The sequence below is a fragment of the Pseudomonas sp. efr-133-TYG-5 genome, from assembly GCF_030209175.1.
GTDB lineage: Bacteria > Pseudomonadota > Gammaproteobacteria > Pseudomonadales > Pseudomonadaceae > Aquipseudomonas.
In genome coordinates, this window is the sequence record NZ_JARVSM010000001.1 from 1,163,518 (window position 1) to 1,176,609 (window position 13,092).

Annotated in this window: 11 protein-coding genes; all 11 read left to right on the plus strand. The window is 62.5% G+C overall.

Going from position 1 to position 13,092, the window contains the following annotated elements:
* The 11 genes from nuoE (at position 1) to QRN70_RS05315 (ending at position 12,987) form a co-directional block, all read left to right on the plus strand.
* Positions 1 to 498, plus strand: coding sequence for an NADH-quinone oxidoreductase subunit NuoE (gene nuoE / locus QRN70_RS05265; protein ID WP_003223804.1), 498 nt, complete (start codon positions 1 to 3; stop codon positions 496 to 498).
* Complete coding sequence (gene nuoF, locus QRN70_RS05270; RefSeq protein ID WP_285416148.1) at positions 495 to 1,850, plus strand: NADH-quinone oxidoreductase subunit NuoF; 1,356 nt, start codon at positions 495 to 497, stop codon at positions 1,848 to 1,850. Before nuoE ends, nuoF begins: the two co-directional genes overlap by 4 nt.
* A 136-nt stretch (positions 1,851 to 1,986) precedes the next feature.
* Complete coding sequence (nuoG, locus tag QRN70_RS05275) at positions 1,987 to 4,701, plus strand: NADH-quinone oxidoreductase subunit NuoG (protein ID WP_285416149.1); 2,715 nt, start codon at positions 1,987 to 1,989, stop codon at positions 4,699 to 4,701.
* Complete coding sequence (gene nuoH / locus QRN70_RS05280) at positions 4,698 to 5,705, plus strand: NADH-quinone oxidoreductase subunit NuoH (RefSeq protein WP_285416150.1); 1,008 nt, start codon at positions 4,698 to 4,700, stop codon at positions 5,703 to 5,705. Before nuoG ends, nuoH begins: the two co-directional genes overlap by 4 nt.
* 11 nt (positions 5,706 to 5,716) lie before the next feature.
* On the plus strand, positions 5,717 to 6,265 hold the full coding sequence (gene nuoI, locus QRN70_RS05285) for an NADH-quinone oxidoreductase subunit NuoI (protein ID WP_003223795.1): 549 nt from the start codon (positions 5,717 to 5,719) through the stop codon (positions 6,263 to 6,265).
* A 9-nt stretch (positions 6,266 to 6,274) separates the two neighbouring features.
* A complete protein-coding gene (gene nuoJ, locus QRN70_RS05290) occupies positions 6,275 to 6,775 on the plus strand; it encodes an NADH-quinone oxidoreductase subunit J (protein ID WP_003223793.1) in 501 nt (166 codons plus the stop codon).
* Positions 6,776 to 6,778: 3 nt separating this feature from the next.
* Positions 6,779 to 7,087 carry an NADH-quinone oxidoreductase subunit NuoK gene (nuoK, locus tag QRN70_RS05295; RefSeq protein ID WP_003180046.1) on the plus strand — a complete coding sequence of 103 codons (309 nt, stop codon included), beginning with the start codon at positions 6,779 to 6,781 and terminating at the stop codon, positions 7,085 to 7,087.
* The gene (nuoL, locus tag QRN70_RS05300; RefSeq protein ID WP_285416151.1) at positions 7,084 to 8,937 is read left to right on the plus strand and encodes an NADH-quinone oxidoreductase subunit L; all 1,854 of its coding nucleotides are present in this window, start codon (positions 7,084 to 7,086) and stop codon (positions 8,935 to 8,937) included. The genes nuoK and nuoL overlap by 4 nt, the downstream gene beginning before the upstream one ends.
* A gap of 39 nt (positions 8,938 to 8,976) precedes the next feature.
* On the plus strand, positions 8,977 to 10,509 hold the full coding sequence (gene nuoM / locus QRN70_RS05305) for an NADH-quinone oxidoreductase subunit M (protein ID WP_003223785.1): 1,533 nt from the start codon (positions 8,977 to 8,979) through the stop codon (positions 10,507 to 10,509).
* Positions 10,510 to 10,516: 7 nt separating this feature from the next.
* The gene (nuoN, locus tag QRN70_RS05310) at positions 10,517 to 11,980 is read left to right on the plus strand and encodes an NADH-quinone oxidoreductase subunit NuoN (protein ID WP_085712396.1); all 1,464 of its coding nucleotides are present in this window, start codon (positions 10,517 to 10,519) and stop codon (positions 11,978 to 11,980) included.
* Positions 11,981 to 12,204: 224 nt separating this feature from the next.
* Positions 12,205 to 12,987 carry a hypothetical protein gene (locus QRN70_RS05315; protein ID WP_285416152.1) on the plus strand — a complete coding sequence of 261 codons (783 nt, stop codon included), beginning with the start codon at positions 12,205 to 12,207 and terminating at the stop codon, positions 12,985 to 12,987.
* Positions 12,988 to 13,092: the final 105 nt, after the last annotated feature.

Below are 13,092 nucleotides of genomic sequence, written 5' to 3' on the forward strand. Positions count from 1 at the left end.
ATGAACAGCACGCTTATCCAGACAGACCGTTTCACCTTGAGTGAAACCGAGCGCTCGGCCATCGAGCACGAGCTGCATCACTACGAAGACCCGCGCGCGGCGTCGATCGAAGCCCTGAAGATCGTCCAGAAGGAACGTGGCTGGGTGCCGGACGGCGCCCTGTACGCCATCGGCGAGATCCTCGGCATCCCGGCCAGCGACGTTGAAGGCGTGGCGACGTTCTACAGCCAGATCTTCCGTCAACCGGTCGGCCGTCACATCATTCGCGTCTGCGACAGCATGGTCTGCTACATCGGCGGCCACGAGTCGGTGGTCAGCGAAATCCAGAACAATCTGGGCATCGGCCTGGGCCAGACCACGGCCGACGGTCGTTTCACCCTGTTGCCGGTCTGCTGCCTGGGCAACTGTGACAAGGCACCGGCGCTGATGATCGATGACGACACCTTTGGCGATGTCCAGCCGGCTGGCGTCGCCAAACTGCTCGAGGGCTACGTATGACCCTGACATCTTTTGGTCCGGCCAACCGCATCAAGCGCTCGGCCGAAACTCACCCGCTGACCTGGCGCCTGCGTGACGACGGCGAAGCCGTATGGCTCGACGAGTACCAGGCCAAGAACGGCTACGCCGCTGCGCGCAAGGCCTTCGCCGAGATGGACCAGGACGGCATCGTCCAGACCGTGAAAGACGCCGGCCTCAAGGGTCGCGGCGGTGCGGGCTTCCCCACTGGCGTGAAGTGGGGCCTGATGCCCAAGGACGAATCCATCAACATCCGCTACCTGCTGTGCAACGCGGATGAAATGGAGCCGAACACCTGGAAGGACCGCATGCTGATGGAGCAACTGCCCCATCTGCTGATCGAAGGCATGCTGATCAGCGCCCGCGCGCTGAAAACCTACCGTGGCTACATCTTCCTGCGTGGCGAATACACCACCGCCGCCAAGCACCTCAACCGTGCCGTGGAAGAAGCCAAGGCAGCCGGCCTGCTGGGCAAGAACATCCTGGGCAGCGGCTTCGATTTCGAGCTGTTCGTCCACACCGGCGCCGGGCGTTACATCTGCGGTGAAGAAACCGCACTGATCAACTCCCTCGAAGGTCGCCGCGCCAACCCGCGCTCCAAACCGCCCTTCCCTGCCGCCGTCGGCGTGTGGGGCAAGCCGACCTGCGTGAACAACGTCGAGACCCTGTGCAACGTGCCGGCGATCATCGCCGATGGCGTCGACTGGTACAAATCGCTGGCCCGCGACGGCAGCGAAGACATGGGCACCAAGCTCATGGGCTTCTCCGGCAAGGTGAAGAACCCGGGCCTGTGGGAACTGCCCTTCGGCGTGACCGCACGCGAGCTATTCGAAGACTACGCCGGCGGCATGCGCGACGGTTACAAGCTCAAGGCCTGGCAGCCAGGTGGCGCCGGTACCGGTTTCCTGTTGCCGGAACACCTCGACGCCCAGATGTACGCCGGCGGCATCGCCAAAGTGGGCACCCGCATGGGGACCGGCCTGGCCATGGCGGTGGACGACAGCATCAACATGGTGTCGCTGCTGCGCAACATGGAAGAGTTCTTCGCCCGTGAGTCGTGCGGTTTCTGCACCCCTTGCCGCGACGGTCTGCCATGGAGCGTGAAGCTGCTGCGCGCGATCGAAAGCGGCCAGGGTCGCGAAGGCGACATCGAGACCCTGCTGGGTCTGGTCGGCTTCCTCGGCCCGGGCAAGACCTTCTGTGCTCACGCACCGGGTGCCGTGGAGCCGCTGGGCAGCGCCATCAAATACTTCCGTCCAGAGTTCGAAGCCGGTATCGCGCCTGCAAGCGCCGCCGTCCCGCCTCTGGCAAGGCCGATCGTAGTCGGCGCGTAAACGCTTAAAAAGGCGAAGGGTCCGTGCCCTTCGCCTTTCGTCCGATGACGCCTTTCGGGGCTGACTGGATTCGGACGGATAACAAGATTCCATTAGCCACGCCCGCTGACACCGGGCCAACGAAGACCTTTGAACCATGGCCACTATCCACGTAGACGGCAAAGCGCTCGAAGTCGACGGGGCAGACAACCTGTTACAGGCATGTCTGTCGCTGGGCCTCGACATCCCTTATTTCTGCTGGCACCCCGCGCTTGGTAGCGTCGGGGCCTGCCGCCAGTGCGCGGTCAAGCAGTACACCGACGAGAACGACACCCGTGGTCGCATCGTCATGTCCTGCATGACCCCGGCCACCGACAACACCTGGATCTCCATCGACGATGAAGAATCCAAGGCGTTCCGCGCCAGCGTTGTCGAATGGCTGATGACCAACCACCCGCACGACTGCCCGGTGTGCGAAGAAGGCGGTCACTGCCACCTGCAAGACATGACGGTGATGACCGGCCACAACGAGCGCCGTTATCGCTTCACCAAGCGCACCCACCAGAACCAGCAACTGGGCCCGTTCATTTCCCACGAAATGAACCGCTGCATCGCCTGCTACCGCTGCGTGCGTTTCTACAAGGACTACGCCGGCGGCACCGACCTCGGTGTGTTCGGCGCCCACGACAACGTGTACTTCGGTCGCGTTGAAGACGGCACCCTGGAAAGCGAATTCTCCGGCAACCTCACCGAGGTCTGCCCGACCGGTGTGTTCACCGACAAGACGCATTCCGAGCGCTACAACCGCAAGTGGGACATGCAGTTCTCGCCGAGCATCTGCCATGGCTGCTCCAGCGGTTGCAACATCTCCCCGGGCGAGCGTTACGGCGAACTGCGGCGCATCGAAAACCGTTTCAACGGTTCGGTGAACCAGTACTTCCTGTGCGACCGTGGCCGTTTCGGTTATGGCTACGTCAACCGCACCGACCGTCCACGTCAGCCGCTGCTGGCCGACGGCACCAAGCTGGGCCTGGATCAGGCGCTGGACAAGGCTGCCGACCTGCTGCGCGGGCGCAACATCGTCGGTATCGGTTCGCCGCGTGCCAGCCTGGAAAGCAACTACGCCCTGCGTGAGCTGGTCGGCGCCGAGCACTTCTACTCCGGTATCGAAGCCTCCGAGCTGGAGCGCATCCGTCTGGTTCTGCAAGTGCTCAAGGACAGCCCGCTGCCCGTGCCGAACATGCGCGACATCGAAGACCACGACGCCATTTTCGTCCTCGGCGAAGACCTGACCCAGACTGCCGCCCGCATGGCCCTGGCCCTGCGTCAGTCGGTCAAGGGCAAGGCTGAAGACATGGCCGAAGCCATGCGCGTGCAGCCGTGGCTCGACGCCGCAGTGAAGAACATCGGTCAGCACGAACTGAACCCGCTGTTCATCGCCAGCCTGGCCGAAACCAAGCTCGACGACATCGCCGAAGAGTGTGTACACGCCGCTCCTGACGATCTGGCCCGCCTCGGCTTCGCCGTGGCTCACGCCCTGGACGCCAGCGCGCCGGCCGTCGAAGGTCTGGACGCCGAAGCCCTGGAACTCGCCAAGCGCATCGCCGACGCCCTGCTCGCGGCCAAGCGTCCGCTGATCATCGCCGGTACTTCGCTGGGCTCCAAAGCCCTGATCGAAGCGGCGGCGAACATCGCCAAGGCCCTGAAGCTGCGCGAGAAAAACGGTTCGATCAGCCTGATCGTGCCGGAAGCCAACAGCCTCGGCCTGGCCATGCTCGGTGGCGAATCGGTCGACGCGGCGCTGCAAGCGGTGATCGACGGCCAGGCCGACGCCATCGTCGTGCTGGAAAACGATCTGTACACCCGCACCGCGAAAGCCAAGGTCGATGCCGCGCTGAACGCGGCGAAAGTGGTGATCGTTGCCGACCATCAGAAGACCGCCACCACCGACCGCGCGCAACTGGTTCTGCCAGCCGCAAGCTTCGCTGAAGGCGACGGTACTCTGGTCAGCCAGGAAGGTCGCGCGCAGCGCTTCTTCCAGGTTTTCGATCCGCAATACATGGACGCGAGCATCCTCGTGCACGAAGGCTGGCGCTGGCTGCACGCCCTGCGCGCTACCCTGCTGAACCAGCCGATCGACTGGACGCAACTCGACCACGTCACCGCTGCCGTTGCCTCGAGCACCGAGCAACTGGCGCGTATCGTCGATGCCGCGCCGTCTGCCGCGTTCCGCATCAAGGGCCTGAAACTGGCGCGTGAGCCGCTGCGTTACTCCGGTCGCACCGCGATGCGTGCCGACATCAGCGTTCACGAACCACGCACCCCGCAAGACAAGGACACCGCGTTCGCCTTCTCCATGGAAGGTTACTCGGGCTCTGCCGAACCGCGTCAGCAAGTGCCATTTGCCTGGTCGCCAGGCTGGAACTCGCCGCAAGCATGGAACAAGTTCCAGGACGAAGTCGGTGGTCACCTGCGTGCTGGCGACCCGGGCACCCGCCTGATCGAAAGCACGGGCGATTCGCTGAACTGGTTCGCGGCCGCACCGCGTGCGTTCAACCCGGCACCGGGCACCTGGCAAGCCGTGCCGTTCTACCACCTGTTCGGCAGCGACGAAAACTCGTCGAAAGCCGCGCCGGTGCAGGAACGCATCCCGGCTCCATACGTGGCGCTGGCCAAGTCCGAAGCGGATCGCCTGGGCGTCAACGACGGTGCCCTGCTGAGCCTGAACGTCGCCGGTCAGACCCTGCGTCTGCCGCTGCGCATCAATGAAGAACTGGGCGCAGGCCTGGTGGCCTTGCCTGCGGGCATCGCCGGCATTCCACCGGCATTCGCCGGCGCATCCGTCGACGGTCTGCAGGAGGCAGCGCAATGACCTGGTTCACCCCTGAAGTGATCGATGTGCTCCTGACGGTCATCAAGGCCATCGTGATCCTGCTGGCCGTGGTGGTCGCGGGCGCGTTGCTCAGCTTTGTCGAACGTCGCCTGCTGGGCTGGTGGCAGGACCGTTACGGTCCGAACCGCGTTGGCCCGTTCGGCATGTTCCAGATCGCCGCCGACATGCTGAAGATGTTCTTCAAGGAAGACTGGACCCCGCCGTTTGCCGACAAGGTGATCTTCACCCTGGCACCGGTGGTGGCCATGTCCGCCCTGCTGATCGCCTTCGCGATCATCCCGATCACCCCGACCTGGGGCGTGGCGGATCTGAACATCGGCCTGCTGTTCTTCTTCGCCATGGCCGGTCTGTCGGTCTACGCGGTGCTGTTCGCCGGCTGGTCGAGCAACAACAAGTTCGCCCTGCTGGGCAGCTTGCGTGCCTCGGCGCAGACCGTGTCCTACGAAGTGTTCATGGGCCTGGCCCTGATGGGCATCGTGGTCCAGGTCGGCTCGTTCAACATGCGCGACATCGTCGAGTACCAGGCGCAGAACCTGTGGTTCATCATTCCGCAGTTCTTCGGCTTCTGTACCTTCTTCATCGCAGGCGTCGCCGTGACTCACCGTCACCCGTTCGACCAGCCGGAAGCGGAACAGGAACTGGCCGACGGTTACCACATTGAATACGCCGGTATGAAATGGGGCATGTTCTTCGTCGGTGAATACATCGGCATCATCCTGATCTCGGCGCTGCTGGTCACCCTGTTCTTCGGTGGCTGGCACGGTCCGTTCGGCATCCTGCCGCAACTGTCCTTCGTCTGGTTCGCACTGAAGACCGCGTTCTTCATCATGCTGTTCATCCTGCTGCGCGCGTCCATCCCGCGTCCGCGTTATGACCAGGTGATGGATTTCAGCTGGAAATTCTGCCTGCCACTGACCCTGATCAATTTGCTGGTGACCGCTGCAATCGTGTTGTGGAACACGCCTGCGGTTGCGGTTCAGTGAGGATTTGACCCATGTTCAAATATATTGGCGACATCGTTAAGGGTACCGGTACCCAGTTGCGCAGCCTGGTCATGGTCTTCGGCCATGGCTTCCGCAAGCGCGACACCCTGCAATACCCGGAAGAGCCGGTCTACCTGCCGCCACGCTACCGTGGCCGCATCGTCCTGACCCGCGACCCCGATGGCGAAGAACGCTGTGTAGCCTGCAACCTGTGCGCCGTGGCTTGCCCGGTCGGTTGCATCTCGCTGCAGAAAGCTGAAACCGAAGACGGTCGCTGGTACCCGGACTTCTTCCGTATCAACTTCTCGCGCTGCATTTTCTGCGGTCTCTGCGAGGAAGCCTGCCCGACCACCGCGATCCAGCTGACACCGGATTTCGAAATGGCCGAGTTCAAACGTCAGGACCTGGTGTACGAGAAAGAAGATCTGCTGATCTCCGGCCCCGGCAAAAACCCTGATTACAACTTCTATCGTGTTGCAGGTATGGCAATCGCTGGCAAGCCGAAAGGCTCCGCGCAGAACGAAGCCGAACCGATCAACGTGAAGAGCTTGCTGCCTTAAGGAAGAACGATGGAATTCGCTTTCTATTTCGCATCGGGTATCGCTGTTGTGTCCACGCTGCGCGTGGTCACCAACACCAACCCCGTGCACGCCCTGCTCTACCTGATCATCTCGTTGATCGCCGTGGCCATGACCTTCTTCGCACTCGGCGCACCGTTCGCCGGCGTACTGGAAGTGATCGCCTATGCCGGCGCCATCATGGTGCTGTTCGTGTTCGTGGTGATGATGCTGAACCTGGGCCCGGCCTCGGTGCAGCAGGAACGCACCTGGCTCAAGCCCGGTATCTGGGCCGGGCCGGTGATTCTCGCCGCCCTGCTGCTGGCCGAACTGCTGTATGTGCTGTTCGCTCACCAGAGCGGTCAGGCCATCGGCCACACCACCGTCGATGCCAAAGCCGTGGGCGTCAGCCTGTTCGGCCCGTATCTGCTGGTGGTCGAACTCGCCTCGATGCTGCTGCTCGCCGCAGCCGTCACGGCGTTCCATTTGGGCCGTAACGAGGCGAAGGAGTAAGACATGCCTGCTATCCCTCTCGAACATGGGCTTGCCGTCGCCGGCATCCTGTTCTGCCTTGGTCTGGTCGGCCTGATGGTCCGCCGCAACATTTTGTTCGTGTTGATGAGTCTGGAAGTGATGATGAACGCCTCTGCCCTGGCCTTCATCGTTGCGGGCGCCCGCTGGGCGCAACCGGATGGACAGATCATGTTCATCCTGGTGATCAGCCTGGCAGCCGCCGAAGCCAGTATTGGCCTGGCGATCCTGCTGCAACTGTATCGCCGCTTCCACACGCTCGATATCGACGCTGCCAGTGAGATGCGCGGATGAACCTACTCTTTCTGACTTTCGTATTCCCTCTGATCGGGTTCCTGCTGCTGTCGTTCTCGCGCGGCCGCTTCTCGGAAAACCTCTCGGCGCTGATCGGCGTCGGCTCCATCGGCCTGTCTGCCATCGTCGCGGCCTACGTGATCTGGCAGTTCAACGTCGCACCGCCGGAAGGTGGCGTGTACACCCAGGTGCTGTGGCGCTGGATGTCGGTGGAAGGGTTCCAGCCCAACTTCGCCCTGTACCTGGATGGTCTGTCCGTGACCATGCTCGGTGTGGTGGTCGGCGTGGGCTTCCTGATCCACCTGTTCGCCTCCTGGTACATGCGTGGCGAAGACGGCTACTCGCGCTTCTTCTCGTACACCAACCTGTTCATCGCCAGCATGCTGTTCCTGATCCTCGGCGATAACCTGCTGTTCATCTACTTCGGTTGGGAAGGGGTGGGCCTGTGCTCGTACCTGTTGATCGGTTTCTACTACAGCAACCGCAACAACGGTAACGCCGCACTCAAGGCCTTCATCGTCACCCGTATCGGCGACGTGTTCATGGCCATCGGCCTGTTCATCCTGTTCCAGCAACTGGGCACGCTGAACGTCCAGGAACTGCTGGTGAAGGCGCCCGAGCACTTCAAGGTCGGCGATTTCTGGATCGTCCTGGCCACCCTGATGCTGCTGGGCGGTGCGGTCGGTAAATCGGCGCAACTGCCACTGCAGACCTGGCTCGCGGACGCGATGGCCGGCCCGACCCCGGTATCGGCACTGATCCACGCCGCCACCATGGTGACCGCGGGCGTTTACCTGATCGCCCGTACCCACGGTCTGTTCGCCCTGGCGCCGGACATCCTGCACCTAGTCGGCATCGTCGGTGGTGTCACGCTGGTGCTGGCCGGTTTCGCCGCGCTGGTGCAAACCGACATCAAACGTATCCTCGCCTACTCGACCATGAGCCAGATCGGCTACATGTTCCTGGCGCTGGGCGTTGGCGCCTGGGAAGGCGCGATCTTCCACCTGATGACCCACGCGTTCTTCAAGGCCCTGCTGTTCCTTGCGTCCGGTGCGGTGATCGTGGCCTGCCACCACGAGCAGAACATCTTCAAGATGGGCGGCCTGTGGAAGAAACTGCCGCTGGCCTACGCCAGCTTCATCGTCGGTGGTGCTGCCCTGGCCGCCCTGCCGCTGGTGACCGCAGGCTTCTACTCCAAGGACGAAATCCTCTGGGAAGCCTTCGCCAGCGGTAACAACGGTCTGTTGTACGCCGGCCTGGTCGGTGCGTTCATGACCTCGCTGTACACCTTCCGCCTGATCTTCATCGCGTTCCACGGTGAAGCCAAGACCGAAGCCCACGCCGGTCACGGCATCGCTCACTGGCTGCCGCTGTCGGTACTGATCGTGCTGTCGACCTTCGTCGGCGCCATGATCGTGCCACCGCTGCACGGCGTCCTGCCGCAGAGCGTTGGCCATGCCGGTGGCGAAGCCAAGCACAGCCTGGAAATCGCCTCGGGCGCCATCGCCCTGGCCGGTATCCTGCTGGCAGCCGTGCTGTTCCTCGGCAAGCGTCGCTTCGTGACGGCAATCGCCAACAGCGGCATCGGCCGCTTCCTTTCGGCCTGGTGGTTCGCTGCCTGGGGCTTCGACTGGATCTACGACAAACTGTTCGTCAAGCCGTACCTTGCGATCAGCCATGTCCTGCGCAGAGACCCGCTCGACCAGACCATCGGTCTGATCCCGCGTATGGCCAAGGGTGGTCACACCGCCCTGAGCCGCACCGAGACGGGTCAACTGCGTTGGTATGCCGCCTCGATGGCTGCTGGTGCCGTGCTGGTAATCGGCGCCATCGTGCTGGTAGCGGTCTGATATGAACCTTGCGAATTTGCGAAAGGAAACGAGCCCGTCATGATTCTGCCTTGGCTAATCCTGATCCCCTTCATCGGCGGCCTGCTGTGCTGGATGGGTGAACGCTTCGGCGCCACCCTCCCGCGCTGGATTGCGCTGTTGACCATGACCCTGGAACTCGCCCTCGGCCTCTGGCTGTGGGCCCACGGTGACTATTCATTTGCACCGGCGCCTGGCGCCGATCCGACCTGGGCGCTTGAGTTCAAGCACGTCTGGATCCAGCGCTTCGGCATCAACGTGCACCTGGCCCTCGACGGCCTGTCGCTGCTGATGATCCTGCTGACCGGCCTGCTGGGTATCCTCTCGGTACTCTGCTCGTGGAAAGAGATCCAGCGTCACGTTGGCTTCTTCCACCTGAACCTGATGTGGATCCTGGGCGGCGTCGTCGGCGTGTTCCTCGCCCTCGACCTGTTCATGTTCTTCTTCTTCTGGGAAATGATGCTGGTGCCGATGTACTTCCTCATCGCGCTCTGGGGTCACAGTTCTTCGGACGGCAAGAAAACCCGGATCTACGCCGCGACCAAGTTCTTCATCTTCACGCAGGCTTCCGGCCTGATCATGCTGGTGGCGATCCTCGGTCTGGTGCTGGTCAACTTCAACAACACCGGCGTGATTACCTTCAACTACGCCGACCTGTTGAAAACCAAGATGTCGATGACCACCGAGTACATCCTGATGCTCGGCTTCTTCATCGCCTTCGCGGTCAAGCTGCCGGTGGTGCCGTTCCACTCCTGGCTGCCTGATGCCCACGCCCAGGCACCGACTGCCGGTTCCGTCGACCTCGCCGGTATCCTGCTGAAAACCGCGGCCTACGGCCTGCTGCGCTTTGCCCTGCCGCTGTTCCCGAATGCCTCGGCCGAGTTCGCGCCGATCGCCATGACCCTCGGTCTGATCGGGATCTTCTACGGTGCGTTCCTGGCGTTCGCGCAAACCGACATCAAGCGTCTGATCGCCTTCTCGTCCGTTTCCCACATGGGCTTCGTCCTGATCGGCATCTACTCCGGCAGCCAACTGGCGCTGCAGGGTGCCGTGATCCAGATGCTGGCGCACGGTCTGTCGGCTGCGGCACTGTTTATCCTCAGCGGTCAGCTGTACGAGCGTCTGCACACGCGTGACATGCGTGAGATGGGCGGTCTGTGGTCGCGTATCGCTTACCTGCCGGCGATCAGCCTGTTCTTTGCAGCCGCCTCCCTGGGTCTGCCGGGTACCGGCAACTTCGTCGGCGAGTTCCTGATCCTGATCGGCACGTTCGCCAGTGCTCCGTGGATCACCGCGATTGCCACTTCCGGTCTGGTGTTCGGTTCGGTCTACTCGCTGATCATGATCCACCGTGCCTACTTCGGTCCGTCGAAATCGGATTCGATCCTGCATGGCATGGACGGTCGCGAACTGATCATGGTGCTGGGCCTTGCGGTGCTGCTGATTTACCTCGGCGTCTACCCGCAACCGTTCCTCGACACTTCCGCCGCCACGATGCATGGCGTGCAGCAGTGGCTCGGCACCGCCTTCACTCAACTCGCTTCGGCCCGGTAAGAGCGCTATGGAATTCACGATTCAACACTTTATTGCGCTTGCGCCACTGTTGATCACCAGCCTCACCATTATCGTGGTGATGCTGGCAATCGCCTGGCGCCGCAACCACTCGCAGACCTTCCTGATCTCGGTCGCTGGCCTGAACCTGGCCTTGCTGTCGATCCTGCCAGCCCTGAAAGTCGCGCCTCTGGCCGTGACCCCATTGCTGCAAATCGACACCTTCGCCTGCCTGTACATGGCGCTGATCCTGGTCGCCACCCTCGCCTGCGTCACCCTCGCCCACGCCTACCTCGGCGACGGCGGTTCGGGTTACCCGGGCAACCGTGAAGAACTGTACCTGCTGATCCTGATGGCCGCCGCCGGTGGCCTGGTTCTGGTCAGCGCGCAGCACCTGGCCGGGTTGTTCATCGGTCTGGAACTGCTGTCGGTACCGGTCTACGGTCTGGTGGCCTACGCGTTCTTCAACAAGCGTTCGCTGGAAGCCGGCATCAAGTACATGGTGCTGTCGGCCGCCGGGTCCGCGTTCCTGCTGTTCGGTATGGCGCTGCTGTACGCCGACTCGGGTTCGCTGAGCTTCGTCGGTATCGGCCAGGCCCTGGCCACCACCAACCTGCCGAGCTCGCTGGCGCAACTGGGCCTGGGCATGATGCTGATCGGCCTGGCGTTCAAGCTGTCGCTGGTTCCGTTCCACCTGTGGACGCCGGACGTCTACGAAGGTGCTCCGGCGCCGGTGGCCGCGTTCCTCGCCACGGCGTCGAAGGTTGCCGTGTTTGCGGTGATGGTGCGTCTGTTCCAGATCTCCCCTGCTGCCAGCAGTGGCGTACTGAGCAACGTGCTGACCATCATCGCCATCGCCTCGATCCTGTTCGGCAACCTGCTGGCCCTGACCCAGAGCAACCTCAAGCGTCTGCTCGGTTACTCGTCCATCGCGCACTTCGGCTACCTGCTGATCGCGCTGGTGGCGAGCAAGGGTCTGGCGGTGGAAGCCATCGGCGTGTACCTGGTCACCTACGTGATCACCAGCCTCGGCGCGTTCGGCGTGATCACCCTGATGTCCTCGCCGTACAACGGCCGTGACGCCGACGCGCTGTACGAGTACCGCGGCCTGTTCTGGCGCCGTCCGTACCTGACCGCCGTACTGACCGTGATGATGCTGTCCCTGGCCGGCATCCCGCTGACTGCCGGCTTCATCGGCAAGTTCTACATCATCGCTACCGGTGTCGAGTCGCACCAATGGTGGCTGGTCGGTTCGCTGGTACTGGGCAGCGCCATCGGCGTGTTCTACTACCTGCGCGTGATGGTCACCCTGTACCTGATCGAGCCGAACCTGCGCCGCCACGACGCCCAGCTGCACTGGGAACAGAAGGCAGGCGGCGTGATGCTGCTGGCCATCGCCGTGGTCGCGTTCTTCCTCGGTGTGTACCCGCAGCCATTGCTGACCCTGGTTCAGCAGGCAGGTCTGGCGGGCTGATTGCTCGACTGGCTACCCATGAAAACGGCACCTTCGGGTGCCGTTTTTGTTTTCGGCCGTCGACAGCCAAGATGCCGCCTGCGGCAGCGCCTGCAGGGCGCATGCGATCTTTTGCCGTTCACCTCATTCGTTCGCTTGAAGCCCTGCACGCTATCGGGTAAAGAAGGCGTTCCCAAGCACCCGTGCCTGAATCGGACTCAGGTGGATCAACGACAAGGATTACTGTGATCGACCTCATTGACCGCTGCTCATGGGCAGTTATCGTGCTGCTGGTCTGCCTGAGTCAGGCAATCACCTTGTTCGCCGCCTATGCGTACCTTGAGCGGATGGAGGCGCACTTCATCACTTGCGACTATGTCGGCAAGGAGCGCAAGCGCCTGGGCAACAGCCCGTTCGGGCGAATCAAGCGAGTCAGGCAGTTGGCCGCACTGACGGGGCGTGTGGGCTATCCGCTGATGCTCGAGCGCCACGCGGTGATGGCGGCCGAGCGCTTTCCGAAAAACCTCGAGCAGTGGCTGAGCGTGCCACGCCACCTCCTGCGCACCGCGTGGACGGGTGCCGTGCTGCTTGGGCTTTGGCTGGCTGTCGCACGCTTGACCACAGTCTTCTCCACGCCGGCCAGCGACCTGCAACTGCTGTGCCTTGCCGGATTGATCGCCTGTGGGGCAATAGCCGTGGCGGCACTGTTCGTGCGCACCTGGGTGAGTTTTTTCAAACTGGCCGAAATCGAGTCGTTCCTCGAACAATCCTACTTCGTCGGGCGCAATCGGCGGGTACTGGGGGACAGCGTCTATGGTCGAGCCTGCCGCCTCTACCACATTGCCTTCGTGGTGTTACTGGACGACGACTTTCTGCGCCAAAGCGATCCCGATGCCATCGCCGCGATCAATGATCTGCCATTACGGCTTCGGCGCTGGCTGATTATTCCGGCACGCCTGTTTGGCTACTCATGTGCAGGATTTGTGACGATTTGCAGCGTTGCAGTGATCTTGCGGGTATTCGCCTGAACTGAACCGTACAAGCGACAGGGCATCACTTGCTGCTGTCGCGGCAGACACCTTGCGCTTGTCGAGCATCATCGACAACCCGCCGAACACCGGCAACAACGCCGA

What these genes read in the sequence shown, in the direction of transcription:
- nuoE (WP_003223804.1), top strand. Translation starts at nt 1, where the DNA reads ATGAACAGCACGCTTATCCAGACAGACCGTTTCACCTTGAGTGAAACC.
- nuoF (WP_285416148.1), top strand. Translation starts at nt 495, where the DNA reads ATGACCCTGACATCTTTTGGTCCGGCCAACCGCATCAAGCGCTCGGCC.
- nuoG (WP_285416149.1), top strand. Translation starts at nt 1,987, where the DNA reads ATGGCCACTATCCACGTAGACGGCAAAGCGCTCGAAGTCGACGGGGCA.
- nuoH (WP_285416150.1), top strand. Translation starts at nt 4,698, where the DNA reads ATGACCTGGTTCACCCCTGAAGTGATCGATGTGCTCCTGACGGTCATC.
- nuoI (WP_003223795.1), top strand. Translation starts at nt 5,717, where the DNA reads ATGTTCAAATATATTGGCGACATCGTTAAGGGTACCGGTACCCAGTTG.
- nuoJ (WP_003223793.1), top strand. Translation starts at nt 6,275, where the DNA reads ATGGAATTCGCTTTCTATTTCGCATCGGGTATCGCTGTTGTGTCCACG.
- nuoK (WP_003180046.1), top strand. Translation starts at nt 6,779, where the DNA reads ATGCCTGCTATCCCTCTCGAACATGGGCTTGCCGTCGCCGGCATCCTG.
- nuoL (WP_285416151.1), top strand. Translation starts at nt 7,084, where the DNA reads ATGAACCTACTCTTTCTGACTTTCGTATTCCCTCTGATCGGGTTCCTG.
- nuoM (WP_003223785.1), top strand. Translation starts at nt 8,977, where the DNA reads ATGATTCTGCCTTGGCTAATCCTGATCCCCTTCATCGGCGGCCTGCTG.
- nuoN (WP_085712396.1), top strand. Translation starts at nt 10,517, where the DNA reads ATGGAATTCACGATTCAACACTTTATTGCGCTTGCGCCACTGTTGATC.